34 protein-coding genes and 1 pseudogene are annotated in these 24180 nt (G+C 40.8%); all 35 read left to right on the forward strand.

Annotated elements, in window-relative coordinates:
- The first annotated feature begins 102 nt into the window (after nucleotides 1-102).
- The 35 genes and pseudogenes from NST81_RS02790 (at nucleotide 103) to NST81_RS02960 (ending at nucleotide 24179) form a co-directional block, all read left to right on the forward strand.
- Nucleotides 103-297, forward strand: a complete 195-nt coding sequence (locus NST81_RS02790) for a hypothetical protein (protein ID WP_341028206.1) — start codon at nucleotides 103-105, stop codon at nucleotides 295-297.
- Entirely contained in the window at nucleotides 294-728 is a 435-nt protein-coding gene (locus NST81_RS02795) for a hypothetical protein (protein ID WP_341028209.1), read from the forward strand. Before NST81_RS02790 ends, NST81_RS02795 begins: the two co-directional genes overlap by 4 nt.
- Entirely contained in the window at nucleotides 725-985 is a 261-nt protein-coding gene (locus NST81_RS02800; RefSeq protein WP_341028212.1) for a hypothetical protein, read from the forward strand. The genes NST81_RS02795 and NST81_RS02800 overlap by 4 nt, the downstream gene beginning before the upstream one ends.
- Before the next feature lie 9 nt (nucleotides 986-994).
- Complete coding sequence (locus NST81_RS02805) at nucleotides 995-1378, forward strand: YopX family protein (protein ID WP_341028215.1); 384 nt, start codon at nucleotides 995-997, stop codon at nucleotides 1376-1378.
- On the forward strand, nucleotides 1371-1637 hold the full coding sequence (locus NST81_RS02810) for a hypothetical protein (RefSeq protein WP_341028217.1): 267 nt from the start codon (nucleotides 1371-1373) through the stop codon (nucleotides 1635-1637). Before NST81_RS02805 ends, NST81_RS02810 begins: the two co-directional genes overlap by 8 nt.
- Entirely contained in the window at nucleotides 1627-1833 is a 207-nt protein-coding gene (locus NST81_RS02815) for a hypothetical protein (RefSeq protein ID WP_341028218.1), read from the forward strand. The genes NST81_RS02810 and NST81_RS02815 overlap by 11 nt, the downstream gene beginning before the upstream one ends.
- A gap of 418 nt (nucleotides 1834-2251) precedes the next feature.
- Nucleotides 2252-2797, forward strand: coding sequence for a hypothetical protein (locus NST81_RS02820; protein ID WP_341028220.1), 546 nt, complete (start codon nucleotides 2252-2254; stop codon nucleotides 2795-2797).
- A 27-nt stretch (nucleotides 2798-2824) separates the two neighbouring features.
- Nucleotides 2825-2995, forward strand: coding sequence for a hypothetical protein (locus tag NST81_RS02825; RefSeq protein ID WP_341028223.1), 171 nt, complete (start codon nucleotides 2825-2827; stop codon nucleotides 2993-2995).
- Between the two features lie 62 nt (nucleotides 2996-3057).
- On the forward strand, nucleotides 3058-3249 hold the full coding sequence (locus NST81_RS02830; protein ID WP_341028225.1) for a DUF3954 domain-containing protein: 192 nt from the start codon (nucleotides 3058-3060) through the stop codon (nucleotides 3247-3249).
- 214 nt (nucleotides 3250-3463) lie between these two features.
- Entirely contained in the window at nucleotides 3464-3925 is a 462-nt protein-coding gene (locus tag NST81_RS02835) for an ArpU family phage packaging/lysis transcriptional regulator (protein ID WP_341028226.1), read from the forward strand.
- Entirely contained in the window at nucleotides 3922-4464 is a 543-nt protein-coding gene (locus NST81_RS02840; protein WP_341028228.1) for a site-specific integrase, read from the forward strand. The genes NST81_RS02835 and NST81_RS02840 overlap by 4 nt, the downstream gene beginning before the upstream one ends.
- Nucleotides 4465-4667: 203 nt before the next feature.
- Complete coding sequence (locus tag NST81_RS02845; protein ID WP_341028229.1) at nucleotides 4668-5471, forward strand: hypothetical protein; 804 nt, start codon at nucleotides 4668-4670, stop codon at nucleotides 5469-5471.
- Nucleotides 5472-5570: 99 nt separating this feature from the next.
- Nucleotides 5571-5756 (forward strand): hypothetical protein, encoded by a 186-nt coding sequence (locus NST81_RS02850; RefSeq protein ID WP_341028231.1) that lies wholly within the window; start codon nucleotides 5571-5573, stop codon nucleotides 5754-5756.
- An 85-nt stretch (nucleotides 5757-5841) separates the two neighbouring features.
- Nucleotides 5842-6672 carry an ATP-dependent DNA ligase gene (locus NST81_RS02855; RefSeq protein WP_341028234.1) on the forward strand — a complete coding sequence of 277 codons (831 nt, stop codon included), beginning with the start codon at nucleotides 5842-5844 and terminating at the stop codon, nucleotides 6670-6672.
- A 184-nt stretch (nucleotides 6673-6856) separates the two neighbouring features.
- Entirely contained in the window at nucleotides 6857-7075 is a 219-nt protein-coding gene (locus tag NST81_RS02860; RefSeq protein ID WP_341028236.1) for a hypothetical protein, read from the forward strand.
- Nucleotides 7076-7217: 142 nt separating this feature from the next.
- Nucleotides 7218-7826 (forward strand): hypothetical protein, encoded by a 609-nt coding sequence (locus tag NST81_RS02865; RefSeq protein ID WP_341028238.1) that lies wholly within the window; start codon nucleotides 7218-7220, stop codon nucleotides 7824-7826.
- Entirely contained in the window at nucleotides 7771-9597 is a 1827-nt protein-coding gene (locus tag NST81_RS02870) for a phage terminase large subunit family protein (protein ID WP_341028241.1), read from the forward strand. The genes NST81_RS02865 and NST81_RS02870 overlap by 56 nt, the downstream gene beginning before the upstream one ends.
- Nucleotides 9594-9818 carry a DUF6148 family protein gene (locus NST81_RS02875; RefSeq protein ID WP_341028244.1) on the forward strand — a complete coding sequence of 75 codons (225 nt, stop codon included), beginning with the start codon at nucleotides 9594-9596 and terminating at the stop codon, nucleotides 9816-9818. The genes NST81_RS02870 and NST81_RS02875 overlap by 4 nt, the downstream gene beginning before the upstream one ends.
- 11 nt (nucleotides 9819-9829) lie before the next feature.
- Entirely contained in the window at nucleotides 9830-11425 is a 1596-nt protein-coding gene (locus tag NST81_RS02880) for a phage portal protein (protein WP_341028248.1), read from the forward strand.
- Nucleotides 11412-12005: pseudogene (locus NST81_RS17590) on the forward strand (head maturation protease, ClpP-related); the annotation flags it as partial. The gene NST81_RS02880 and the pseudogene NST81_RS17590, both read left to right, overlap by 14 nt.
- A 473-nt stretch (nucleotides 12006-12478) precedes the next feature.
- Nucleotides 12479-12850 carry a head decoration protein gene (locus tag NST81_RS02890; RefSeq protein ID WP_341028253.1) on the forward strand — a complete coding sequence of 124 codons (372 nt, stop codon included), beginning with the start codon at nucleotides 12479-12481 and terminating at the stop codon, nucleotides 12848-12850.
- A gap of 16 nt (nucleotides 12851-12866) precedes the next feature.
- Nucleotides 12867-13901, forward strand: a complete 1035-nt coding sequence (locus NST81_RS02895; RefSeq protein ID WP_341028256.1) for a major capsid protein — start codon at nucleotides 12867-12869, stop codon at nucleotides 13899-13901.
- 19 nt (nucleotides 13902-13920) lie between these two features.
- On the forward strand, nucleotides 13921-14265 hold the full coding sequence (locus NST81_RS02900) for a DUF7210 family protein (protein WP_341028259.1): 345 nt from the start codon (nucleotides 13921-13923) through the stop codon (nucleotides 14263-14265).
- A 1-nt stretch (nucleotide 14266) separates the two neighbouring features.
- The gene (locus NST81_RS02905) at nucleotides 14267-14587 is read left to right on the forward strand and encodes a hypothetical protein (protein WP_341028262.1); all 321 of its coding nucleotides are present in this window, start codon (nucleotides 14267-14269) and stop codon (nucleotides 14585-14587) included.
- The gene (locus NST81_RS02910; RefSeq protein ID WP_341028264.1) at nucleotides 14584-15162 is read left to right on the forward strand and encodes a phage tail protein; all 579 of its coding nucleotides are present in this window, start codon (nucleotides 14584-14586) and stop codon (nucleotides 15160-15162) included. The genes NST81_RS02905 and NST81_RS02910 overlap by 4 nt, the downstream gene beginning before the upstream one ends.
- Nucleotides 15159-15635 (forward strand): hypothetical protein, encoded by a 477-nt coding sequence (locus NST81_RS02915; protein WP_341028266.1) that lies wholly within the window; start codon nucleotides 15159-15161, stop codon nucleotides 15633-15635. Before NST81_RS02910 ends, NST81_RS02915 begins: the two co-directional genes overlap by 4 nt.
- Nucleotides 15632-15973, forward strand: a complete 342-nt coding sequence (locus tag NST81_RS02920) for a hypothetical protein (protein WP_341028269.1) — start codon at nucleotides 15632-15634, stop codon at nucleotides 15971-15973. Before NST81_RS02915 ends, NST81_RS02920 begins: the two co-directional genes overlap by 4 nt.
- Nucleotides 15973-17424, forward strand: coding sequence for a phage tail sheath family protein (locus NST81_RS02925; protein ID WP_341028270.1), 1452 nt, complete (start codon nucleotides 15973-15975; stop codon nucleotides 17422-17424). The genes NST81_RS02920 and NST81_RS02925 overlap by 1 nt, the downstream gene beginning before the upstream one ends.
- 4 nt (nucleotides 17425-17428) lie before the next feature.
- A complete protein-coding gene (locus NST81_RS02930) occupies nucleotides 17429-17941 on the forward strand; it encodes a phage major tail tube protein (protein WP_341028272.1) in 513 nt (170 codons plus the stop codon).
- A 14-nt stretch (nucleotides 17942-17955) separates the two neighbouring features.
- Nucleotides 17956-18339 carry a hypothetical protein gene (locus tag NST81_RS02935; RefSeq protein ID WP_341028274.1) on the forward strand — a complete coding sequence of 128 codons (384 nt, stop codon included), beginning with the start codon at nucleotides 17956-17958 and terminating at the stop codon, nucleotides 18337-18339.
- 162 nt (nucleotides 18340-18501) lie between these two features.
- Nucleotides 18502-21747: a transglycosylase SLT domain-containing protein gene (locus tag NST81_RS02940; protein WP_341028275.1), complete on the forward strand. Its 3246-nt coding sequence runs from the start codon at nucleotides 18502-18504 to the stop codon at nucleotides 21745-21747.
- 11 nt (nucleotides 21748-21758) lie between these two features.
- Nucleotides 21759-22025, forward strand: a complete 267-nt coding sequence (locus NST81_RS02945; RefSeq protein WP_341028277.1) for a phage tail protein — start codon at nucleotides 21759-21761, stop codon at nucleotides 22023-22025.
- Nucleotides 22022-23050: a phage late control D family protein gene (locus NST81_RS02950; protein WP_341028279.1), complete on the forward strand. Its 1029-nt coding sequence runs from the start codon at nucleotides 22022-22024 to the stop codon at nucleotides 23048-23050. The genes NST81_RS02945 and NST81_RS02950 overlap by 4 nt, the downstream gene beginning before the upstream one ends.
- Complete coding sequence (locus NST81_RS02955) at nucleotides 23050-23508, forward strand: phage baseplate assembly protein V (RefSeq protein WP_341028280.1); 459 nt, start codon at nucleotides 23050-23052, stop codon at nucleotides 23506-23508. The genes NST81_RS02950 and NST81_RS02955 overlap by 1 nt, the downstream gene beginning before the upstream one ends.
- Before the next feature lie 11 nt (nucleotides 23509-23519).
- Nucleotides 23520-24179 (forward strand): phage tail protein, encoded by a 660-nt coding sequence (locus NST81_RS02960; protein WP_341028283.1) that lies wholly within the window; start codon nucleotides 23520-23522, stop codon nucleotides 24177-24179.
- Nucleotide 24180 lies beyond the last annotated feature (1 nt).

The following is a 24180-nucleotide window of genomic DNA, read 5'->3' on the forward strand; positions in this document are numbered from 1 at the left end:
CACGCTCATAAGCTTGTTACGGAAAGAGAAGAAACCATATCTCATTTGCAACAAGATATTAAACATCTGAGAGGTAGTGTCGCTGCACAAGGACAAAAAATCGTGGATGAAACACTTCGCTTACAAAATGAAAATGAATCTCTGAAAAAAGAAATACAGCGATTAAAACAAGAAATAAAAGCTTTAGAAAATGAAAAACATCGCTATTTTGTTGATTTCATGGACCTTGAAAATGAAGTAAAAGGGTTGAAACTGTTTGCTTTTGAAAAGTTGAAAAAGGACGTGTTTGGGACATGAATGAACAAGGTCTCCCAGACAAAATAGTCTCTTTAGACCAAGTACGAATCAATCGTGGGATTGAAAAGATTTGCAAATGCGAGAATCGTAAGTTTGTAATTGATCCCACGAATCGTAGGGTCACGTGCGGCAGCTGTGGCGCTGTCGTCGATCCATACGACGCATTATATGAAATAGCCTTGAACGACGAAAGAAGAATGAGACAAGTTCAGCGGCTTTTGGAACAACGTAGGCAAATCGCCAATTATAAACCATGGCTTAAAGTGTTTAAAGATATGGAGGCGCGATACAGGGGACATAAAATGATTCCTAACTGCCCAAGGTGCGGAGAGCCTTTCTATTTTGAAGAAATCTCTACTTGGTCAGGTAAGCCTTACGCGGATGCTCGTATAAAGAGGTTTAAAGAATCACAAAAGGAGGGATCGGAATGAATGTCTACAAAATCAAAATCGACGGAAAATATTTAGCCGGGTTTAGCGATAGCCCTGTGGCTAAAGCGCCTTCTGGTGCATGGTATGACAAAGGTAAAAACGTGAGGGGGCTTGTCCTGGTAGATGATACGGATCAAGCAAAAAAAATTGACGGTAACTTAAATCTGAAAAGTTATCTTAACCGCATCTACGAAATTATTCGATATTCAAAATTCAATTTTTGTGAAATAACGATTGAAAAAGTCGGTGAAGAATAGGGTGAAAATATGAGAGAAATTCAGTTTTTAGCTTTCATCAAACATCTTAATTGTATTGCGGATGTCATTAGCATTGACTTCAGCAAAAAAGAAGTAGAGGTTTATTTGCCCGATAGAGATGAAATACGAATTTACTTTTTTGATGATGTGGAACTACTACAATTCACTGGATATAAAGACCGCAACGAAAAAAATATTTATGAGGGGCATATTGTTAAGGTTACATGGCGTTATGACTCTGATATTGGCACAGTTAAATATATTAGAAACGGATTTTTTGTGGGTGATATGAAACGGCATACTCCTATTTCTTTAGGTAGTATTTCAGCAACTTACGAAGTCATCGGCTACAAATATACAAGCCCAGAATTGTTAGGTGATCAGATTGGGTAAAGCACTTCGCAAAATAAAGCGCGGCAGGGAAACGATCGATTTTCCTGGTCGACAAAACGGTAAAGTGGCGGAACAGGTCATGCAGGCTTGGAATAAAGGTTTTTATGCCGGAAGCAAGCAACAAAAGGAAACAGATATTGAGCAGGTGATGAAGTGGCTTGCCAACCTGAAAGAGATCCCGGGAATCGGCGAAAAACGAGCTTGGGAGATTCAGAGACATTTCTTGGATTTTTTTGGGAGGGAACGGAATGAACACTAAAGAGATTGTAAAACAGGTTATAGAAAATGAGAAAAGATTGAAATCTTGCACTCGTCATCGTTTTGCAAAAGATCTAACACCGGACAAGCCTTGGGGGAAACGATGGAAGTGCGTGAATTGTGGCGGAGAAGTGGATAATACAGCCAAGAATTGGTATGAGAAAGGTCTCGAACATGCGGGAGTTGATGTGGAATGATTATCTCCTACTGCCCCGACTGCGGCTGGGAGGTTTGGGATACCAAGCCGATCATCAAGATTTGCTGCGGCTACTATGTCCAGCATGAGGAAGTGGAGGGAGAGGAAGAGTAATGAAACGGATCAAATTGTTCTTTACCAAAATAGTCGATAAAACGGTCATGAATGTGATAAAAGACAGCTTTGCAGAAACAGACAAGTAAGAGGTGATGTCATGACTCCTTTTATGGAAGATCAGATCAAAAGGCTACCAACTGATGGGATGTTACTTCTTTACGAAGATGTAATTCATCGTATTGGCTCACACGTCTTGGGGGAAATCCTGATCCAAACTATGTCAAGAAACAAAAGCAGATTTTAAATCTCATTCAGGATGAATTAGAGAGAAGGAAAAATAAAGCAGAAATGGAGGAATCAAAATGATTTTGAAGATTCATAAAGGGGAAACAAAAGCAGAAGTGACCATGGAAAATGATCGTGAAATTCACAAACGTGTGATAGATGGCATATTTAGTTTATTTGGAATCAAATTGCAAGAGAAAGAAAAACCGAAAACCATATCATTTGAACCTGTTATTAGAGCGGGTGTCGGAGAACCTGATCTAAATATGGTGAGTGATGCTGTAGAAAAAGCAGTTTCTGATTCCATAGAAACTACGCCGAATAAAGCAGAGGCTTCGATTGATGAACCAAAAACTCGTCCTCGTCAATTGCCGCTTTTAGGCATAAAAGAAGAAGGGTTTCCATTGTTAGAAAAAGCGAAGTGCAAAACAAAAATTCAATGCCCTTCTTGTGGAAAGGAGAACACCATAAAGGTTCCATGGGGGTTCCGTTATACCTTTTGCCCGGAATGCAATGAAAAGCTGTTCATTCGTCCCGGGGGATCAGCTTGGGGTGAAGCTGATTGGGAAGGCAATATCTATGTGGCTAATGAAGTTTATGCAAATACCGACCATAATAACTAATCTTGCTATAAAAGGAGGAAATTCAGTATGTATTTAGTGACGTATAAACTTTTAATTGGTGGATATGGAGTGGAAAAATACGAAATGCTGGATGAAGCAAAGGAACGTGTAAAAGAGTTATATAGTAATAGATGTTCTGAGGTTTTCCTGTCAAAGGAAATCCCGATAAAAATAACTGTAAACATTGATTTTGAATAAAAACGCCAGGATCTTTCCTGGCTTGCCCGTTATTTTGACATAAGCAATAGGGGGAATGCTGGATGAATCCAAAGAAAAAGACTGCCGAGATTAACCTTTTAGAGGATGCGGTTTATAGAGTATTAGATGGAAAACTAGAAAAAGTGGATGTTCCAGGAAATGGATTTGGTGAACAAACGATTGTTTGGCAAAATGGAAAGCCAATTCTTTACAAGATCAGTTATACTGTTAAGCAGCAGAGGCAAATACAATGAAGTGTTCGAGATGCGGGAAAGATATTACACATAGTTTTTATAAAATAGCCTTGGGCCGTGATATTTTTTGCATCATTTGTTATCAAAAGATACCTTATAAAGAAAAAATAAAAATGATTAAGAAATAAATATTTGCTACCGGAACAACCGGGGCACTGAATGACGCAATAAGCGTTGTTTGGTGCCTTTTTTATTATTTAAGGAGGCTTTCAAGATGGCGCAAATAAGCTTTCAGCTACCCGAGATTGATCGAGAAGAAACCAAAAAGAGAGTGGAAGCAGCATTAGAAAAGTATCGTTTTTATCTTCTGTCCGTTCCAGAAGAACGATTGCCAAAGGTGACTGCAACATACTCGTTTGCCCCTCCTACTCACACGAACGCTTTTCATTCATCGACTGAAGAAACAGCCGTTGCAAAAGTAGACTTTGAAAGAGAACGTGAGCAATATCTAAATCGCATTCAGCGAGCAGTCAATAGGCTCAATTATCAAGAACGTTCTATTATCATCAAACGTTATATTGATCCGGAAGAGAAGTTTGATTATGAAGTATACAACGATTTAGGGATGAGTGAGCGTAAGTACTACAGGATTAAATCACGCGCTTTTTATAAGCTCGCATTTGCTTTGAAAATAGAAAGTTACAAAACAGAAGAAAGCGATGTGACTCCGTCATGAATTTTGTTCAACCGATTCGTGATCAGGAGAAAATCGAAAGGATCAAAGAGTTTTTAAAAGAAGATAGTGAACGTAATTATTTGCTTTTTCTGGTCGGAATAAATACAGGGCTACGAATATCAGATATCTTAAAATTAAAAGTAGGGGATGTAAAAGGGACGCACATTGCCCTGCGAGAACAAAAAACAAGCAAGCAAAAATGGATTCGGATCACGCCTTCATTAAAGCGAGAGCTAAACAAATACATTGCTGGGAAAGATGATAGTGAGTATATATTCAAAAGCAGGCAAGGAAAAAACAAACCCATCGGCAGGAGCATGGCTTATAAAATACTGAGAAAGGCAGCCAATGAATTTAAGTTAAAAGACATTGGTACTCATACATTAAGAAAAACATTTGGATATCACTTCTACCAACAAACGAAAGATGTGGCCATGCTTCAAGAAATATTCAATCATTCCTCACCAGACATAACACTTCGTTACATTGGTGTAAACCAAGACAGTATGGATAAAGCAATGTCGAAGTTTAAAATTTGAAGCCCATTCATCAAGTGTGAATGGGTTTTTCTATAAATAAAATTATGAGGCAAAGACCCTTTTATGACTTTTTAATTAAACATAATTTTTTGAGTGTGTAACTCATTTCAAGATGTGTGATAACATTATGAATATCAAGGCTTTCAGCCTTTATACGAATTACACAAAATATAAGATATGGGTAATTAATTGGAGGTGTTAGCATGGATGTAGAAAGTATTTTTGAGAGATATTCAATTGATAAGTGGTTCTATTTTGAACCTCGTGATGAACATTACTGTAATTTTCCGCCACACGTCATTTTTGCCGCGCATAAAATTGCTGATGTTTATCAATCTTTTACTAACGCAAGGTTTTTTTTAGGCTATATGAATGTTGAAAACTATGGGGAACTGATAGCAAAGCATGATGATTTACACTTGAATTTTATAAGATCAAGACTATTGCAAAGTGCCCTTTCTTTTTACAATTACAGTATTGATTTGTCATGGCAAGTATTGTGGCTTTATTACGGACCGAGTTTTTATAGTCTGTATGACGATCCAACATATTATTATCGAGAAATAGAAAAATGCAATAGAGAAAATTTAAAGGTAAGATTGCATCTCGCTAAAGCTGACTACATAATGAAACATGTTGACAGTTTTATAGGAGAAAGTGAGGTTTCTAAAGTTAGAAAGAAATATAATTATCTAAAACATCGAGGCACTTTTTATACACCTGGAGTTGGAAAACAACAAAGTTATTTAATGGGTGCTGTTGATGGCAGAAAATTCAAAATGATTAAAAGAGAGGTATTTGATATTGATGAATGGACAGAAAATCTAATAAATTTTGATGTGCTTTTTTTTGAATATTTTGAGGAAATAATAAATTGGATTATGCCACGCAACTATCAAGATGTTCAATTTAACTTAGTTGATATATTAAAACTTAACAAAAAAATTGAACAGGAAAAAGAATTTAATGAATGGCAGAAAAGTGGCGGAATAACGGCAGAGCATTAGGAAAGATGCATGTTAAATTTATAGTATAAACAATTATTAAGAGGAAACAGAGTTGGTTACGCTCGTCTATTTTATAATTGTTGTAAAAGGTGAAGAGACATGGACCAATTAAAACAGCTATATGATGAGGTTGATGATCTGATAGAAAAAGTTATTGAGCGTCAAAAGAAGGCGATAAAAATGTCGGATGATTATTTAGAAGATCATGTAGTAACCCATTATTTCGGAGAACTTCAGGCATTATTTAAAGTACAAACTTTAATTGAAGATATGATGAAAAAATAACAAGCTTTAAAGGAATAACTTACATATACCTTACCACCCATCATAATAGGTCTTTTATGCTACTATTATTTTGAGGTGGTTTAAGGTGTTTGTTTCACCAATGCTATTACACAAAGTTGATCATCCTTTTGATGATGACGCATATATAACCGAGCTTAAGTTGGACGGGATCCGCTTGATCCTATCCAAGTTTAATAATCAGGTAAAGTTATATACAAGGCACAAAAATGAAGTGACTGCTAAGTTTCCTGAATTGCAGGATTTAGACATTCCGAATGGAACTATTTTGGATGGAGAGATAATCGTATCCAATAGTGAAGGAAAGCCAGACTTCGAATTTATGATGGAGAGATTCCAGTCCAGCAGATCAGAACATCAAATTCAATTTTGTGTATTCGATGTAATTTATCATAAAGGCGATAAGGTTACGCACCTTCCTTTGCTGGAAAGAAAAGAACTGCTGGATTCCTTGATTGAAGACGGGGAACACATCGTAAAGGTCCGGTGGATTCGAGGGAATGGTCAGGCTTATTTTAATTTAATAAAGCAGCAAGGCCTGGAAGGAATTGTCCTGAAACGTGCCGACTCCAAGTATCAAGTCAATAAACGGTCTCATGATTGGCTGAAAGTCATAAACTATCAATATACCAATGCGGTGATTACCGGCTTGAGGAAAGATAAATTCGGGTTGTTGTTGGCCATAGAGGAAGGCGGCCGATTAAAGCCAGGTGGTGTAATGGAGTTTATGACGCCAGCTGCCCTAAAGGAATTCTATAGTCAGTATCAGGACTTGATTGTAGATGAAAATAAGAAATTCACTTTCATCGAACCCAAGATAAAATGTCGGGTTAAATTTAGGAACTACACGAAAGCAGGACTGTTGAGGAGCCCTTCTTTTGTTGAATATATATCTTAGCGCTATCCATATAAGCATCCAATTAAGGATGCTTTTTCTTTTGTATAAAGGATGTGAACGGGCATGAAATGTGAGAAGTGTATTTGGTCAGACCGGAGACCGGGCAACAAGATTGTGTGCCCGTTTTCTCGTTGTGTTTATGGGGATGGTTGGACTGAGAAGAGCAAGAAAGGAGTGGATAAGGATGGTTAACTTTCTTTTGTGGTCAGAAGTCCTGTTTAGAATCTTGTCGGTGATTACCTTAATATCGCTCATCGCCTCTTCTGGTTACTCTATCAAGCTTGATTCAGATCGAAAGAAGGAAATAAACAGATTGAGGGAATTGAATGATGAAATTGCATTACTGATGGATGTGCCGGTTAAGAAAGCGAAAGAGTTTTTGCAAGGAAAACAAGACGTGTGAAAGTTCACGGGTCCTTCTGAGAGATGAATTCCTTAGCGGGTGCGTTCGACCCCAAAAACGGTCCAGTTTCTGATCGAAAAAGGTCATTTCGCTTTCGTGTCTTAAAGTCTCGGGAAATAATTTTGGGAGGTGGTAGGAAGCCATGGCGCGCAAGGGTTCTGAGGAAAATGAATATATCGTCACAACGAAGCAAATTAGCGAAATTTTAGGTTTATCCACTAGAAGAATCCAACAATTAGCGAAAGAAGATGCGTTAGTTCGCGTTTCGCATGGAAAATTTGATCTTCCAGCCTCCATAAAATCCTATATTGAATACCTATTAGAGCGCGAGAAGTCAGAAAACGAATTGGATAAAACCGAAGAGGAAGCGAAATGGACCAGGGCTCGGAGGCAGAAAACAGAGCTTGAACTGCAAATCATGCGTGGAGAATTGCACAGATCGGAAGACGTGAAACGAGTTATGAATGATATGCTGGGCAATTTCCGGGCGAAACTGCTGGCTTTACCGACGAAAATGGCCCCGCAGGTATTGGGATTAACTGAAATACCACCAATCAAGGAAAAATTAAAGGCGGCTATCTATGAAGCTATGTCCGAACTGTCTGATTATGACCCAAACGTCTTCTACGATATCAGCAAAGATAAAATGTTCCTGGAAGACGATGAAGAAGACGATGAGTTAGATCTGGAGGAAGTTGAATTGGCAAAACGAAAGGTCAAACGAGATGGGCGGCCAAAGAAAAAGCAATAAAACGGAAAATCTGTTCCGTGAAATTGTCAAAAATACGCTGACCCCTCCTCCAGATTTGACCGTATCGGAATGGGCAGATGCATATAGACGGCTTTCCAGCGAATCATCGGCGGAACCAGGTCAGTGGAGAACCGACAGGGCTCCTTATCAGCGTGAAATTATGGACGCGGTGAATGATCCGGAAGTTGAAAAAATTGTGATTATGGCAAGCGCCCAGGTCGGTAAGTCTGAAATTCTTTTAAATACGATCGGGTATCACATTGATTTTGATCCGGCTCCGATTTTGATGATACAACCGACAGAAGCAAAGGCCAAAGACTTTTCTAAAGAACGACTGGCACCCATGATCAGGGATACTCCGGTTTTGCGAAATAAGGTATCTGACGTGAAAACACGCGACGGAGGAAACACTACGCTGCAAAAATCTTTTCCCGGAGGATATATAGCTTTGGCTGGGGCTAATGCTCCATCTAGTTTAGCTTCACGTCCAGTTCGGATCCTCTTGGCTGACGAAGTAGACCGTTTTCCGGTTAGTGCAGGAACGGAGGGCGATCCTCTATCCTTGGCTGAAAAACGGACAAACAACTTCTACAATCGGAAAAAGATTTTCGTTTCCACGCCAACCAACAAAGGTGCATCTCGAATAGAAGCGGAATTTGAGCTCAGTACACAAGAGCATTATCATTTGCCGTGCCCCTCATGTGGGAAATTGCAACCACTCCGATGGAGTCAAATACATTTTGCCTCTGTTTGCCATGCCTGCAAATATTGCGGAGCCTTGCACAATGAGTACGAGTGGAAAAGCGGGAAGGGGAAATGGATTGCTTCCAACCCAGGTGCTGCTACTCGTGGATTCCATCTAAATGAGCTCCTAAGCCCATGGAGAAAGTGGAAGGAAATCATTAATGATTTTTTAGAAGCTAAAAGAAAAGGTCCTCAAGCTATGAAAGTGTGGGTGAATACGGCACTCGGGGAAACATGGGAAGAAGAAGGCGAACAACTTGATGAAAGTGAACTGTATAAACGATGCGAGGGATATCCTGCTGATCTTCCAGATGAAGTGAAAATCCTGACTGCAGCCGTTGACGTTCAGGACGATCGTTTTGAAATAGAAGTGGTTGGATGGGGTGAAGGAAAAGAGTCCTGGGGAATTGAATACCATGTGATTCACGGCGATCTAAAACAGCCACAAATATGGAATGAGTTAGACGAATACTTATCTCGAACCTGGGAAAAAGCAGATGGAAAGAAATTCGGAATTGCTTGTACGTGTATGGACTCCGGCGGTCACTACACTCAAGAGGTTTATCGATTTACAAGAGACCGTGAAGCAAGAAGGATTTACGCAATTAAGGGTAAAGGGAAACAGAACGGTGAATATGTGCCTCTTATTGCAGGTTACACACGTACGAAACCGGATAAAGCCCTTTTGGTGCACCTGGGTGTAAATGATGGAAAAGCACGAGTAATGTCTAATTTAAAAATATCAAAACCAGGTCCGAGTTATTGCCATTTTCCGATTGGAAGAGGGTATAACGAAAAATACTTTGAGGGCCTTACGGCGGAAAAACTCGAGACTAGATACAAGCAAGGTATCCCCTATCAGGTATGGAAGAAAGTGAGAGAACGAAACGAGCCACTTGATCTTAGAGTTTACAATACGGCTGCACTTGAAATCCTCAATCCAAACTTGGAAAAAGAATATACCTCGCCTGTTCAAAAAAGAAGGAGAAGACGCCGCAAAATTGTGTCAAAGGGGGTTAGCTTATGAGTGGAATTACCTTAGAAGTAGCACAATCACATTTAGAAGCGTGGCTTCAAGCGGAATTGGCCGTTTCTACCGGGCAAAGCTATAGTATTGGTTCCAGGCAATTGACGAGGGCTAATTTGACGGAAATCAGAAGGCAAATTAACTTCTGGAGAAATGAAATTGCCGCATTAAGCGGAAGAGGAAGAATAAAAGCTCAACGATTTGTTCCACGCGATTTGTGAGGATGATGAAGATGAATGTTTTTGACAAAACAATCGAAGTTTTTGCTCCGAATTGGGCATTAAAACGAGCGGCTGCCAGGAAAAAATTGAACGTATTGAACCAAGGCTATGGGAATCACGGAGCCAGTACGAAGAAAAAAAGCCTTCTTGGGTGGATTAGCAGCCCCGGTTCAGCGCTTGAGGATATTGAATTTAACATTGAAAAGCTTCGGGAACGGTCGCGGGATCTTTATATGGGTGCCCCTCTAGCAACTGGTGCCTTAAAAACGCTACGAACGAATGTAATCGGAGCAGGTCTTAAGCTAAATGCTCAAATCGACTATGAATATTTAGGGATGACATTAGATGAGGCGGATCAATGGGAATCCATGGTAGAACGGGAATTCGCATTATGGGCAGAATCCATTAATTGCGATGCGCAGCGCATGAATAACTTTTACGAGCTGCAGCAATTAGCTTTTTTATCCTGGATAATGAGCGGAGATTGTTTTGTTTTATTGCCGATCATTCCGAGACCAGGGATGCCATATGATCTTCGCGTTCAGATTATCGAAGCGGACCGTGTCTGCAATCCGGATCGATACGTGAATGATTTAGATTACAAGATTGTAAATGGGGTCGAAATCAACGATATTGGAGAGATTGTTGCTTATCATATTGCTAAAAATCACCCCAATTCCGTTTATATGACTCAAAATTCATGGACACGAGTAGAAAAATTCGGGGCGAAAACGGGACGTCCAAATGTTCTGCATTTAATGGAATCAGAACGGCCTGAACAACGTCGCGGGGTTCCAATTCTTGCTCCGGTAATTGAAAGTTTAAAACAATTATCGCGGTATACAGAAGCTGAGCTCATGGCAGCAGTCATCTCAGGTATGTATACCGTTTTTATTACGACAGAAACCAAACAAGGAGAGCAATTTAATACAGGTATTGCAGAAGAAGATCTCGTTGACGAAGAAGATGACGGATCAATCGAGCTGGGAAATGGAACGATTGTGTATTTGGGAGAAAATGAAAAAGTCCAAGAGTCGAATCCTGGTCGGCCTAACACGGCGTTTGATGGATTCGTCTCTGCAATCTGCCGGCAAATTGGAGCGGCTTTGGAAATTCCGTATGAATTATTAATGAAAAACTTTACTGCCAGTTATTCCGCAAGCCGTGGTGCTCTGTTGGAAGCTTGGAAAATGTTCAGGATGCGGAGAGAATGGATGGCTAATGACTTTTGCCAGCCTATTTACGAAGAATTTTTAGCGGAAGCCATTGCGAAAGGCCGCATTTACGCCCCGGGATTTTTCACGGATCCACTCGCTAGAAAGGCTTATTCCATGGCGGAATGGCATGGACCATCCCAAGGACAATTGGATCCGTTGAAGGAGGTGACAGCGGCCGAGAAGCGCGTAGAAAACGGATTTAGCACGAGAACACGTGAAACGGTTGAATTAACAGGGGGCAACTTCTTTAAAAACAATAATTTGCGTGTACTGGAAGAGAAGGTGCGTAGGGATGGAGGTCTAATACCAACTCAAAATGGTTCAACTTCGAACGTTGATCCAAGCCAAAATCCTGATGATGAGGGGGTGAATACTGATGAGAACAATTAACATAAAGGGTCCAATCATACCTAACAGCGATCAATGGATCTATGATTGGTTTGGTGTTGAAGCTGTATCTCCTAAAAAAATATCAGATCAACTAAAAGAAGCCAATAATGAAGATTTAGTCGTTGAGATTAATAGCGGCGGGGGATCTGTGTTTGATGCTTCGGAAATTTATACAACCCTAAAAGATTATCAGGGAAAGGTTACTGTTAAAATAGTCGGCATTGCCGCAAGTGCGGCAAGTGTCGTTGCAATGGCAGGAGATAAAGTGATGATGTCGCCTACGGCCCAAATGATGATTCATAATGCCTCCGTTCGGGCCGAAGGCGATTACAGGGATATGGATCATGCATCGGCATTTCTAAAGAATGTAAATCAGACCATTGCAAATGCCTACAGCCTGAAAAGTGGTAAACCATATGAAGAGCTATTGTCCATGATGGATGCTGAAACATGGTTAACTCCACAGCAGGCATTAGAACACAATTTGGTTGATGAAATTATGTTTAACCAAACTGTCCAAGCAGTTGCAAGTGCTGATTCTGGCATGATACCAAAACAAGTCATTGAAAAGATAAGAAATGAGTTGAGTGCTAATAAGACTGAACCTACCAATTCTTTACCGAAAGCAAATGTGATGAATGCCAGCCATGAAAAGGAGGAAGAGGACAATATGGATATTGAAAAATTGAAAAATGAGTATCCTGAACTCTATGAACAAATTAAAAATGAAGGTTATGAGGAGGGAGTGAAAGCTGAAAATCAACGCATTAAAGCTATTGAAGAACTGGAACTACCAGGCAATGAAGAGCTGGTGAATAAGGCTAAATTCGAAACTAAAATCAGCGCACAAGAACTGGCGGTTGAAATCATAAAAGCCGAAAAACAAAGAGGCAAAAACTATTTAGAAAATCGTTTAGAAGATGCGCAAAAATTAAACGAAGTTCCAGGTGATGTTGCTCCGCAAGCCAGCGGAAAGGACGAAAAAGTAGAAGCAGCCGAAAAAGGGAAAATCATTGCAGGCGTGATCAATAGAATGAGAGGAGCGGTGAAATAATGGAACAATTAGCGAATACCATTGGGTCATTTGAGTATGACAATTTATTTGCTGGTGGCGCGAATGTTGTCACGGATACCGTCACTGTTAAAAGTGGACAATCGTATGTAAGAGGAACTGTGATCGCTTTGGATTCTGAGAAAAAGGCGGTTATCGTGGATTCGGCATCTGCAGATGAAAGTGCAAAGGTACCATATGGCATTTTGGCCGATAATGTGGATGCTACGACGGAAGATGTTCCTGCAGTCGTATATTTAACGGGTGAATTTAACCAAAATGCATTGATTTTTGGTGGCCAGGACACATACGAAACGCACAAAGAAGCACTTCGTAAGATTGGCATTTTTCTTAAAGAAAATGTGAAGGCTTAAAGGGGGATAAAACATAATGGCAATCAGCATTTACGACACTAGAACATTATTAGCGGCGATGGAATCTTTAATGCCGGTCAATACTTTCTTGAAACAAACCTTTTTTCCTAATGTAGATACTTTCCAAACTGAACATGTAGACGTTGATTATTACAAGGGGCGTAGAAAAATGGCGCCGTTTGTTTCTCCGCGATTGCCGGGACAGGTAATGGACCGTCAAGGGTTCACAACAAAATCGTTTAAACCAGCAACAATTAAACCTCTTCGAGTTTTAACAGGAGATGATATCAGTAAACGATCGATGGGCGAAACCATCTACACAACCAAAACTCCTGAGGAACGTGCGATTGAAATGATTGCACGAGACTTAGCGGAAATGGATGAAGCTATTACTCGTCGAGAAGAATGGATGGCCGCCCAAATTTTATTTACAGGAAAAGTGGATATTATCGGTGAAGGGATTGATCAACAGTTAGATTTTGACTTCACGAATAAAATGACGTTAAGCGGTTCTGATTTATGGACCGATCCAAACAGTAATCCAATCGCTGATTTGAAGAATTGGCGGCTAACGCTTATCCAAAAATCAGGGATTACACCGGACATTGTTGTAATGGCTTCGGACGTTGTGGATGCTTTTGTCAATCATACTGCTGTGCAAAAAGTAATGGACAATACAAGGATTATTCTTGGGAAAATCGAGCCGCAGACTTTACCGAATGGAGTAACATATATTGGTTCTCTTTCTTCTCTCGGGCTTGATATATACAGCTATGATGAATGGTACTTTGACGAGGAGTCGCAAACGGAAAAATCTATGGTTCCAGCCGGAACAATCTTGGTAGGTTCTACAAGATCAAGGTCTTCTATGCTGTATGGAGCCGTGACATTGATGGATGCTGCCACTAATAGTTTCCGAACTTACGAGGGTGCCCGCATTCCAGACACGTGGGTTCAAAAGAATCCGGCAGCACGCTTTTTGCAAATCAATAGTCGTCCGTTGCCTGTACCACACGAAGTAGACAGCTGGTACGTAGCGAAAGTAATTTAATGGAGGAGGGTGAGATCTCTTGGGTGTAAAGGTGATTAATACCGTTCGACATGACGGGAAAATTTATGAAGCCGGTCAAATCATTACAAAAATTTCAGATGATCAGGCCAAGCGACTCACTGATATGGGAGTCGCATTTTTTGTGGATCAAAAAGAAGATCCGGAAGCTTCAAGCGTTCAACTTACGGATGAGCAGCAGCAAATTTATGCTGATCTGGATAATGCATACGGTTATGATGAATTGAAACAAGTGGCTGCAAGTGTAGGAATGACGTTTAAAGGCAACATTTCCAAGAAAGATTTGATACTTCAAATCATTTCTGAGAACAAAGTTGGCGAATTCTTGGAAGAAGAAGAGGAATGATATGCCGAACTTTAAGGATTTTTTAGCCGAAGACGTGAATAATGTGTTTTTTAATGCAAACGAATTTGCGAGTGAAATGCAGATTGACGGCGAAACTGTATTAGTAGTTATAGATGACTTTTTATTGGGAAAATACAACCTTAAAGCGGATGCGGAGGGGCTTGCCAGAGGCGAGCTCCTTTTTCATGTGCCGATTTCTTCATTGAAAGAAGAGCCATTTGTTGGTAAACGGATAAAAATCGATAAAACTTCGTATGAAGTAATCCATTTTACTGAAAATTTAGGGGTCTATACCATCACGTTAGCGGGGTATCGATCATGAAGAAAGGCGTAAACGTAGAAGTAGAAATTGACAAGGTCATGCTAAAAATGGTGCAAAAACGGCTTAGAGATGTGCCAAACAAAGCTCCTCAAGCTATTTCATCAGCCCTGAATAGGGCTTTGACCAACGTTGCATCTAACATTAGCAGAGAAGTGAGGCAGGAATACAACATTAAAGCAGCGGATATTAGGGCGACTCTTTCCAAAACAAGGGCAAGTAGAGCCAATTTAACCGCAATTGTCAAAAGCCGCGGAAACCTCATACCGTTAGATCGTTTTAAAATATCGCCAAAAACCGTGAATCCAAAGCGGAAATCTCCTATTAGAGCGGGAGTTAAGAAGGATGGAATGAAGTCGTTAGGGAGCGCCTTTGTAGCGGATATCAACGGAATTAAGGTATTTCGTCGGACAACCAGTAAACGGCTTCCGATTCAGCGTTTGTTTGGCCCATCTGTTCCACAAATGCTACAAAATGAAGAAATTAGAGAAAAAATCAATGCAGAAGGCGAAAAAACCTTCTATAAACGACTGGATCATGAAATCAATCGTATTTTGGATCGAGGTGTTAGCTCGTGATTCCTACTGATTTGCAAGCTGGCTTGAAAGAAAGATTGGAAAATGCCTTTTCTGACACATTGTTTAATTCGCCAAGCGGAGATCGTGTTCATGTGAACATTTTTGAACAAAATCTGCCGCAAAAATCGGATAAAGATCAAGATTTATTCCCGTTTGTCATCGTGAAATTGCTAGAGGGTGAGCAAAAAGGCGAACAAGACGAACAAAACGAGAATATAACGACTGTAGGCTTCGTTATAGGGACGTTCGACGACGATAATCAGAACCAAGGCTATCGAGATGTAACACAAATCATCAACAAAATCGTGGAAGTTTTGAAAAAAGAACCGGTCATTAACAGGCGATTTACACTTAAATATCCGTTAAAATGGCGGATTCTCGAAGAAGAAACGGACCCTTATTACTATGGGGCGGTCGAAACAAGTTGGTCCATGCCTGCATATGATCGTCAAGATTTGGAGGGCTTGATATGACTGAAGAAAAAGCAGCTGTTACAAGTGAAAATACCACTGCAAAACCAGTGAAAAAGGTTGTTACTTCTGAAAAAACGGTAAAAGAGCAGAAAAACAGCAACGAAACAGTCGTGTATGTAGGAAGCAGTATTCCAAAAGCGGGGCTTCAACAGTTTTCGATATTCAAAAATGGTCTTCCTGCTTCATTGGAGCCTCATATAAAAAAATGCCCAGCAATTAAAGCGCTGATGGTTCCAGTCTCAAAATTGTCAGAGGCAAGACGTAACTTGGCGACACAAGGGACTGGCGAATATGTGCTGAATCAGCAAATTCAAACCTATGCAAGAGGTGAAAAATAATGGCCTATCAACACGGTGTTCAAATTATTGAACAGCAGACACCAGCAGAACCGTCTCGTTCTCTGTCGGCTGTTCAAGTTGTGTTTGGGACTGCGCCAGTTAATCTAATTGAGGATCCCAAATCAGCTGTAAACGTACCAATTTTAGTGGAAACATTAGAAGACGTGAAAGAAAAGATTGGATATGGCTATGATTTCGATGATTATACACTTAATCAGTCGGTTTATGCGAGCTTTGAATTGTTCAACGTTGCCCCAATTGTACTTGTAAATGTTTTAGATCCTGATATTCATAAGACAACGGTATCGAATAAGACAGTTACGATCTCGAAAAAGATGGCAACGATCGATGACGATGGGGTTTTACTGGATTCAGTCGAGGTTAAAGACGCTTCCGGAACGACCACTTTCCAAAAAGATACGGATTACACCCTGTCTTTTGATGAAAATGGAAAAGCTGTCATCGGTGTTTTATCAACTGGAGCTATCGGATCCGCCACGACTCTTTCTGTTACTTTCGATAAGCTTGATCCAAGTGCAGTTACAAAAGAGGACATTATCGGAGGATATGATGTGGAAACGGGAAAATATAGCGGAATTGAGTTGATCCGTAAGGTTTTCCCACAACTGAATGTGCTTCCGGCGCAGCTCCTTGCACCAGGATGGAGTCATTATCCAGAGGTTGCTGCGGTTTTAGCCGCAAAATCAACCAATATAAACGGAAATTTCAGCGTTATGAATATCCTAGATATTGATAGCTCGACCGTGAAAAAGTATGAAGATGTACAAGCTTGGAAGGAAACAAATGGATATAACAAAAAAGAAAGTATTCCACTGTGGCCAAAGGTAAAAGCAAACGGGAAAAAACTTTGGTACAGTGCTGTTTATGCTGCGAGAGTGGCCCAGACGGATGCAGAAAACGACGGCGTTCCATTTGTGTCACCTTCTAATAAATCTTTACCTATTGATGCTACCGTATTAGCAGATGGGACAGAGGTTTTCTTAGACCAACCAGATGCCAATGTTTTGAATAGCATTGGTGTTGTCACAGCCATTAATTTCAACGGATGGCGAACATGGGGGAACAATACGGCAGCGTATCCAGAATTAACAGAACCACAGGACCGTTTCATCGCTGTTCGCCGGGTCTTCCAATGGTGGGGCAATTCATTTATCCTTGCCTTTTTCGATAAAGTAGATGATCCGACCAATAAACGATTGATTGAGAGTGTGGTAGATGCAGAAAATATACGGGCCAACGGGTTTAGTGGCCGAGGACAAATCCCGGGAGCCACCATTGAGTTCCGTGAAAGTATGAATCCGACTGATGCAATTTTGAACGGTAAAATTGTATTTATTCAAAAAATCGGGGCTTATACGCCAGCTGAAAGTATCACAAACATTCTTGAGTTCGACCCAACAATTACAGCAAAAGCGGCACTAGGAGGCTGAGTTTATGATTATTCCGGAAAAAGTCGCGAACTATAACGTGTATGATGATACGGAAAAGCTACTTGGGGTTACAGGGGAGGTAAAACTTCCTAATCTTGAACCGACATCTGAAAAGATCTCAGGCGCCGGGATTCTAGGTGAATACGAAAGTGTGAATCCTGGTCATTTTGGAAGCATGACGATCGAAATAAAGTTTAAAACTCTGTACGATCAATCTTTTTCGCTTTTGAATAACAGTGGTAGACCAATTGTTCTTCGTGCTGCGCAACAGAGTTACGATACTACGGCGGGACAAATCCAGTTTCGTCCACTGAAAATCACTATAAAAGGCCAACCGAAAGGGTTAGATCTCGGTAGTTTAAACGTTGGAGCGGCTACGGAGAGCACCAATACGTTAGAAGTTTTATACATCAAAATCGAGGAAAACGGAACTACATTGTTGGAACTGGATAAGCTCAACTATAAATACATCTTGAATGGTCAGGACATGTTGAAAGATTTCATTAACATGATTTAAAGGAGAGATGAACAATGGAAGAACAAAATCAAACTTTAAACGAAGTACAAGCTAATGAATCTAGTGAACAATCAACCGTTAATACTCAAACTTCGGCAGAAAATAAAGAAGGAGTAGTAGAATTCAAAAAACCATACACCTTTGAAGGAAAAGAGTACACAAGCATCGATCTTTCTGGAATCGATGACTTGAGCGGAAATGATTTACTGGAAGCAGATAAGATTTATAGCGCAAGCGGGCAATTTTCACCAGTGCCGGAATTAACCTTGGCATACACGTTTGCAATTGCTTCGAGAGCAACTAAACTGCCACTTGAATTCTTTAATAATCTCCCGGCACGTGAAGCACTGAAAGTAAAAAATGAGGTAATACGTTTTTTAAACGATTCGGAGTTGTAGAAAAAACAAATCAAATAATGGAAATCAAGCTAAAAGGGCGGGACATACGAAAAGTATGTATCCGCCTTTCTTTTTATCTAAATACCGACTACCACCAGTTTTTAGACATGCCTTTAGTTGATTTAAGCGAGTTCATTGACGACGTTCAAGAGGTGACAAAAAATGAGCAGCAACCAAAAAACCTATGAAATTGCCTTTCGATTGAGCGCTTTTGTTAACTCCTCTGTCAGGGCAGCTTTTGCTAAAGCTAACCAAGAAATCGAGAAGTTTAAGCGAACAGCGGAACAGGCAGGAAAAGCATCTGTGAAAATGTCACTTGTCGCCAATGGATTCGCTGCCATAACGGCTGCGGCTGCTCCAGCAACGGCAGCTGTGATGGGGTTAGGAGCTTCTTTTGCTGCAGCAGGAGCGGGAGCGACTGCGTATGGCGTCGTTGCGAGCTCTGCAATCTCAAAAGTAGTTGAAGCTTCGGATCAAGTCTCGAAAATCCAAGAAAAGATAGATCAGGCTGATACAGCTAAAGAAAGAATTGCCGCACAGAAGGAATTGGCAGCCGTTTACGCGGACATGAGCGCTGAACAAAGAAAAGCTCTGCAAAATTTGCAGAGCTTTAAAACATTTTGGGATAACTATACTCAAAGTTTTGAAAAACCCATATTTCAAGCGTTCGGGAATTCTCTACAAATCGCCCAAAACGGTTTAAATCTTCTAAAACCCACCATTACAAACGTGGCGGATGTAGTAGTGGAATTGACGGAGAAATTCAACCAAGCCTTACAAGGACCAGCTTTGAAAGGCTTTTTTGATTGGTTATCTACCAATGCTTCTGAAGCTATTTATAATTTTGCGGTTATTTCGGGTAACTCATTTATGGGTGTGATGAATTTACTGCAGGCATTTGCACCGGTTGGCGCAGGCGTAGAAGAAGGGTTAGTCAGGATGACTCGAAGTTTCGCCGAGTGGACAGCCGGTTTAAGTCAATCTAAAGCTTTTCAAAGCTTTATAGAATACGCCAAACAGAATGGTCCTGTTTTAGTGGGCATTATAGGGAACATTTTTTCTATTTTGAAAAACTTATTTTCTCAACTTGCTCCTGTGCTTGCTCCTATGGGCTCGGCCATTTTAAAAGCCATCAAAGGAGTGACGGGTTTTGTCGCTAACCTATTATCTGCCGAACACCCTATTTCTGGATTCGGAAATACGGTAAAAAGTGTTTTTGAAAATATAGCACCTACCATTTCATCTTTAGTGGCCAAGGCAGGCCCATTGCTTAAAAATATTGGATCAACTGCCAGACAAGCATTCGCCCAAATTTTTGCATTTTGGCAGCAAAACGGACCGGCCATCGTGTCTGCCGTATCCAATGTGTTTAAAGTAGCCGGCAGTATTGCTGGGGGCTTAATTCGTGTATTTCTGACCATTTTTACGATCATACGCCCCGTTTTATCGCAAATTGTTGCATTTATGCGTAATATAGCAGCTCAATTGATCCAATTTTGGAGCACAGACGGAGCCCAAATCGCCCAAGCGGTTCGTAATGTTTTTAGCGTCATTGTTTCTATTTTACGGGCTATCGGACCCGTTATTTTATTGATAGCCAACACGATTTGGACCAACGTGAGAGGAATTATCCAGGGCGGTCTAAACATCATTTTAGGCATCATCCGAATTTTTACAGGATTGTTTACGGGCGATTTTTCTAAAATGTGGCAAGGGGTCAAACAATTATTTATAGGAGCTATCCAGTTCATCTGGAACTTTGTCAATCTCTTATTCGTCGGTCGCATCATCGGTGGCATAAAGGCACTAGCAACAGGTGCGATTACACGATTCAGCAGTATGTGGACAACAATAAAGTCCTTTTTTTCCGGAGGAGTAGGCAATGTATGGACTCTTGTCTTGGATCTTGGAAGTAAGATAAGACAAGGTTTTACAATTGCTAAAAATGCAGCGGTTTCTTTAGCCAAAGAAATGTGGACCGGCGTGAAACGCCATTTCGGCGATATAGTTTCCGGCGCGCGCTCTCTCCCTGAAAAAATCGGTAGCGGTATTGCTTCGATGGCGGGAAAAGCTTTGTCCGGCATTACAACAATGACCAACAAAATGCTAAGAGGCATCGGAAAAATGGTCAATGGCGTTATAAAGGGATTGAACTGGATACTTAGAAACATCGGAGTTAGTTCATCAATCAACGAGTGGAAAGTTCCTCAGTACGCGTATGGTACGTCAGGGCACCCAGGCGGATTGGCTGTGGTGGGAGATGGTAAAGGATCCAATGCAGGACCTGAGTTATATCGATTACCAAATGGTCAAGTCGGATTAACCCCGGCTACTCCAACACTAATGAATTTTCCAAAAGGAACTCAAGTGATAAATGCGAAAACCACAAGCAAAATTTTGAGTGACTACAATATTCCGGCTTATGCTGAGGGGAACATCATAACCAATGCCTACAATGCGGGTAAAGAATGGATAGCAGACAAAGTTTCCGACGCTAAAGATATGGCCATAGACGTGTTTAGTTACGTTACAAAACCAGCAGAATTGTTAAAAAAAGTACTTGATAAAGCAGGCGTGACTGTACCCAATCTTCCGGCCGTTTTGGGGGAAATAGCATCCGGATCCTATAAATTAATCAAAAGCAAGGCTTTGGATTTTGTGAAGAAAAAACTCGCCGATTTTGGCGATTTTAGCAATTTCAAAGGCAGTGGCGCCGAGTTAGCGCGTAAAGCGATCACCATGGCCTTGAGAATGTTAGGAAAGCCAATGTCTTTGTTGGGCCCATTGATGTCAATTGCTCAACATGAGTCGGGATTTAATCCTAATGCCGTTAACAACTGGGATATCAACGCTAAACGCGGTGATCCATCTGTTGGTTTATTCCAGATCATCGGATCCACTTTCCGACGTTATATGTATCCCGGACACGGCAATAGACGGAATCCTTTGGATTCTGCTTTGGCAGCCATTCGGTATATGGATGCTCGTTACGGCGGGGTGATGAATCATCCTGGTATTCGATCTATGATGAGAGGCGGCGGATATAAGCCGTACAAGAATGGCGGAAGGGTTGGATATGAGCAATGGGCTCTTGTTGGGGAAGAAGGGCCGGAACTGCTTAGACTCTCTGGTGGTACACAAGTGATTAACAACGGCAAAACAACTTCGTTGTTGTCTGGTTTGTTATCTTTCATCAGTGAAATGATTAACGGATCAGCTCCGACAGTTTCGAAAAATAGTAACACTCCAGATCAACCACCGATTCAAATCATTTATAGTCCTAATAATTATTTTCAGGGGGAAGTTGATGAAACAAAGGTGGAAAAAGTAAATAAATTGTCATTCGACCAGTTTGAGCGATTAATGGACGAATATTTAAATAAGAGAAAGCGGCTTTCCTATGAATAGGAGGGGATTACATGCGTACCTATACAACAGTATTAGGCGATACGTTTGACAAAATCGCCCTGGAACAGTTGGGGAATGAGTATTTATTCCCCTTGCTCTTGCGTGCAAATCCTAAGTACCGAAACGTGATCATCTTTTCTGCCGGTGTTACTCTTGTGATTCCAGATTTGCCCGACAATCTAATAGATCAAAATCTTCCGGACTGGCTTGAAACAACAGACGAAGAAGAGGAGACAAGCACTGATGAAATAACCGTACTCGATGGGGTGGACGCATGATTGTAGATGGGAGAAGGATCACGGCGGATGTTGCGTATAACAATAACAACATCACACGGGACATCGAAGATTTTGTGGACAGTATCTCCTTTACGGATAACCTATCCGGGCAAGCAGATGATATCTCTATTTCCTTAGCGGATCGTGAACGCCGATGGGTTACAAGCGCTTGGATTCCAAAAAAAGGCGCATCTCTCAACGTATCCCTTTTAATCTCAGCAGGGTGGGGGCAAGACAAACAAACGACAAGAAGTTTAGGATATTTTGAGATCGATGAGCTTTCCACGAACGGTCCACCAAACAAAATATCTGTAAAAGCCACGTCTATTCCGCAATCTTCTTCCTTGAAGGGCGAAAAAAAGACAAAGGCTTGGGAAAAGACCAATCTCAAAAAAATTGCAGGGGATATTGCGAAAAACAATAAATTATCCCTGTATTATTCGGCCGATGATAACCCGACATATGATCGAATCGATCAAGAAAATCAGAGCGATGTTGCCTTTTTAAATAAATTGTGCTCAGACGCTGGTCTAGCTTTAAAGATCGCGAACAAGAAAATCATCATTTTAGACGAAGCTGATCTTGAGAGAGAGCCTGCTGTTGAAACAATTTCAAGAACGGATTACCGATTGAAAGAGTATTCCGGAAAGGATTCGTTAACAACCGTTTATAAGTCTTGCCGAGTGAAATATACGGATGCCAAGAAGAAAAAAACGTTCACCTATACGTTTACACCAAAGGCCCCCCCACCTGGTGCAACTAGAATTTTAGAAGTGAGTGAAGAAGTTTCTTCCCAAGCGGCTGCAATTACATTGGCCAAAAAGAATTTACGGAATGCTAATAAGGAAGCGACCACTTTTTCGATTAGAATGGCGGGATTTTTACAGCTGTATGCTGGGCAGTGTATTAATCTAAAAGATTTTGGAGCATTTGATGGAAAATATATCATTACGAGTTTAAGCGGTTCTGTCGGATCCGGGTCGGAAACCTCATTAGAATTGAGGAAATGCTTGGAGGGATATTAATGAAATCCATTGATGTTGGGAGAGTGTCTGCTATCTACCCAAATAGGGGGACGGCAAAGGTATTATTCGAAAACGTAGTATCGCGAGAACTTCCCGTTTTAATGAGAGGATCGCAGGATTCTAAAGACTATTGGATGCCGTCGATTGGGGAGCAAGTAGTTTGTTTATTCCTTCCGAATACATCGAAAATGGGGTTTATTGTGGGTTCGTTTTACAATGAAGTGGATACACCACCTGTAAATTCAGAAAATAAGCGTCATCTACAGTTTCCCGACGGAACATACATTGAATATGACCAGGATACGCACACCCTTACGCTAGACGTACAGGGAGAAATCACGATTAAAACAAATGCAACCGTTCATGTGGTTGGGGATGTCATTGCGGATGGAATTTCGTTAAAAAACCACACACATTCGTTTAATGGATCATCCGGAACGACATCTTCTCCTCAATGAGGTGATTGAATATGCAAATTGGAAGTTTTGCGGGTGTTGTTTTTGAGGTATCCGATAAAAAAATATTAACACCTAATGAGTATTCCAGAAGCGGTAGCGCTCGATGGACACTCCACGATATCAATTTAAAAAAACCTATACCTGAATTCATCGGACCCGGCCAGGAATCGCTGTCCGTCAAGATCGTTTTAAAAGCGTCTCACGGTGTTTCTCCAGAAGATACACTGGCTACGCTGAGGTCTTTTAGAGACGCAGGGAAAGTATCATCTTTTATTCTCGGAAGCAAACCTGTTACGTCTGGGTATTGGTATATAGATGACATCCAAGAAGGGTACAAAACAATCGATAATTTAGGAAGAGCCTCATCGGTAGAAGTTACTTTGAGCTTGAAAGAATATCCTAAACCTGATGAGGCACGAACAAAACCGGCTTCTACTTCGAAGTCGTCACCTGTTAAATCGGCTTCTCCGACAGGCATCATTACCATAAAGGTCAACATGCTTAATTGCCGCACATCTCCTTCGCTTAAAGGGACAATCAAAAAAGTTCTTCGGAAAAACGATAGATATCGGGTTTACGGAACGGTAAAAACCGATATCACATGGTATAAACTGGGCGGCGGTTTATATTGTTCGGCTGGTTCAAAATACGTTTCTTTTAAAAAAGCATAAA

The organism is Bacillus sp. FSL W8-0223, from assembly GCF_038006805.1.
Taxonomy (GTDB): Bacteria; Bacillota; Bacilli; order Bacillales; family DSM-4216; genus Bacillus_O; species Bacillus_O smithii.

What these genes read in the sequence shown, in the direction of transcription:
- NST81_RS02795 (WP_341028209.1), top strand. Translation starts at nt 294, where the DNA reads ATGAATGAACAAGGTCTCCCAGACAAAATAGTCTCTTTAGACCAAGTA.
- NST81_RS02800 (WP_341028212.1), top strand. Translation starts at nt 725, where the DNA reads ATGAATGTCTACAAAATCAAAATCGACGGAAAATATTTAGCCGGGTTT.
- NST81_RS02805 (WP_341028215.1), top strand. Translation starts at nt 995, where the DNA reads ATGAGAGAAATTCAGTTTTTAGCTTTCATCAAACATCTTAATTGTATT.
- NST81_RS02815 (WP_341028218.1), top strand. Translation starts at nt 1,627, where the DNA reads ATGAACACTAAAGAGATTGTAAAACAGGTTATAGAAAATGAGAAAAGA.
- NST81_RS02820 (WP_341028220.1), top strand. Translation starts at nt 2,252, where the DNA reads ATGATTTTGAAGATTCATAAAGGGGAAACAAAAGCAGAAGTGACCATG.
- NST81_RS02825 (WP_341028223.1), top strand. Translation starts at nt 2,825, where the DNA reads ATGTATTTAGTGACGTATAAACTTTTAATTGGTGGATATGGAGTGGAA.
- NST81_RS02830 (WP_341028225.1), top strand. Translation starts at nt 3,058, where the DNA reads ATGAATCCAAAGAAAAAGACTGCCGAGATTAACCTTTTAGAGGATGCG.
- NST81_RS02835 (WP_341028226.1), top strand. Translation starts at nt 3,464, where the DNA reads ATGGCGCAAATAAGCTTTCAGCTACCCGAGATTGATCGAGAAGAAACC.
- NST81_RS02840 (WP_341028228.1), top strand. Translation starts at nt 3,922, where the DNA reads ATGAATTTTGTTCAACCGATTCGTGATCAGGAGAAAATCGAAAGGATC.
- NST81_RS02845 (WP_341028229.1), top strand. Translation starts at nt 4,668, where the DNA reads ATGGATGTAGAAAGTATTTTTGAGAGATATTCAATTGATAAGTGGTTC.
- NST81_RS02850 (WP_341028231.1), top strand. Translation starts at nt 5,571, where the DNA reads ATGGACCAATTAAAACAGCTATATGATGAGGTTGATGATCTGATAGAA.
- NST81_RS02860 (WP_341028236.1), top strand. Translation starts at nt 6,857, where the DNA reads ATGGTTAACTTTCTTTTGTGGTCAGAAGTCCTGTTTAGAATCTTGTCG.
- NST81_RS02865 (WP_341028238.1), top strand. Translation starts at nt 7,218, where the DNA reads ATGGCGCGCAAGGGTTCTGAGGAAAATGAATATATCGTCACAACGAAG.
- NST81_RS02875 (WP_341028244.1), top strand. Translation starts at nt 9,594, where the DNA reads ATGAGTGGAATTACCTTAGAAGTAGCACAATCACATTTAGAAGCGTGG.
- NST81_RS02880 (WP_341028248.1), top strand. Translation starts at nt 9,830, where the DNA reads ATGAATGTTTTTGACAAAACAATCGAAGTTTTTGCTCCGAATTGGGCA.
- NST81_RS02890 (WP_341028253.1), top strand. Translation starts at nt 12,479, where the DNA reads ATGGAACAATTAGCGAATACCATTGGGTCATTTGAGTATGACAATTTA.
- NST81_RS02895 (WP_341028256.1), top strand. Translation starts at nt 12,867, where the DNA reads ATGGCAATCAGCATTTACGACACTAGAACATTATTAGCGGCGATGGAA.
- NST81_RS02905 (WP_341028262.1), top strand. Translation starts at nt 14,267, where the DNA reads ATGCCGAACTTTAAGGATTTTTTAGCCGAAGACGTGAATAATGTGTTT.
- NST81_RS02910 (WP_341028264.1), top strand. Translation starts at nt 14,584, where the DNA reads ATGAAGAAAGGCGTAAACGTAGAAGTAGAAATTGACAAGGTCATGCTA.
- NST81_RS02920 (WP_341028269.1), top strand. Translation starts at nt 15,632, where the DNA reads ATGACTGAAGAAAAAGCAGCTGTTACAAGTGAAAATACCACTGCAAAA.
- NST81_RS02925 (WP_341028270.1), top strand. Translation starts at nt 15,973, where the DNA reads ATGGCCTATCAACACGGTGTTCAAATTATTGAACAGCAGACACCAGCA.
- NST81_RS02930 (WP_341028272.1), top strand. Translation starts at nt 17,429, where the DNA reads ATGATTATTCCGGAAAAAGTCGCGAACTATAACGTGTATGATGATACG.
- NST81_RS02935 (WP_341028274.1), top strand. Translation starts at nt 17,956, where the DNA reads ATGGAAGAACAAAATCAAACTTTAAACGAAGTACAAGCTAATGAATCT.
- NST81_RS02940 (WP_341028275.1), top strand. Translation starts at nt 18,502, where the DNA reads ATGAGCAGCAACCAAAAAACCTATGAAATTGCCTTTCGATTGAGCGCT.
- NST81_RS02945 (WP_341028277.1), top strand. Translation starts at nt 21,759, where the DNA reads ATGCGTACCTATACAACAGTATTAGGCGATACGTTTGACAAAATCGCC.
- NST81_RS02950 (WP_341028279.1), top strand. Translation starts at nt 22,022, where the DNA reads ATGATTGTAGATGGGAGAAGGATCACGGCGGATGTTGCGTATAACAAT.
- NST81_RS02955 (WP_341028280.1), top strand. Translation starts at nt 23,050, where the DNA reads ATGAAATCCATTGATGTTGGGAGAGTGTCTGCTATCTACCCAAATAGG.
- NST81_RS02960 (WP_341028283.1), top strand. Translation starts at nt 23,520, where the DNA reads ATGCAAATTGGAAGTTTTGCGGGTGTTGTTTTTGAGGTATCCGATAAA.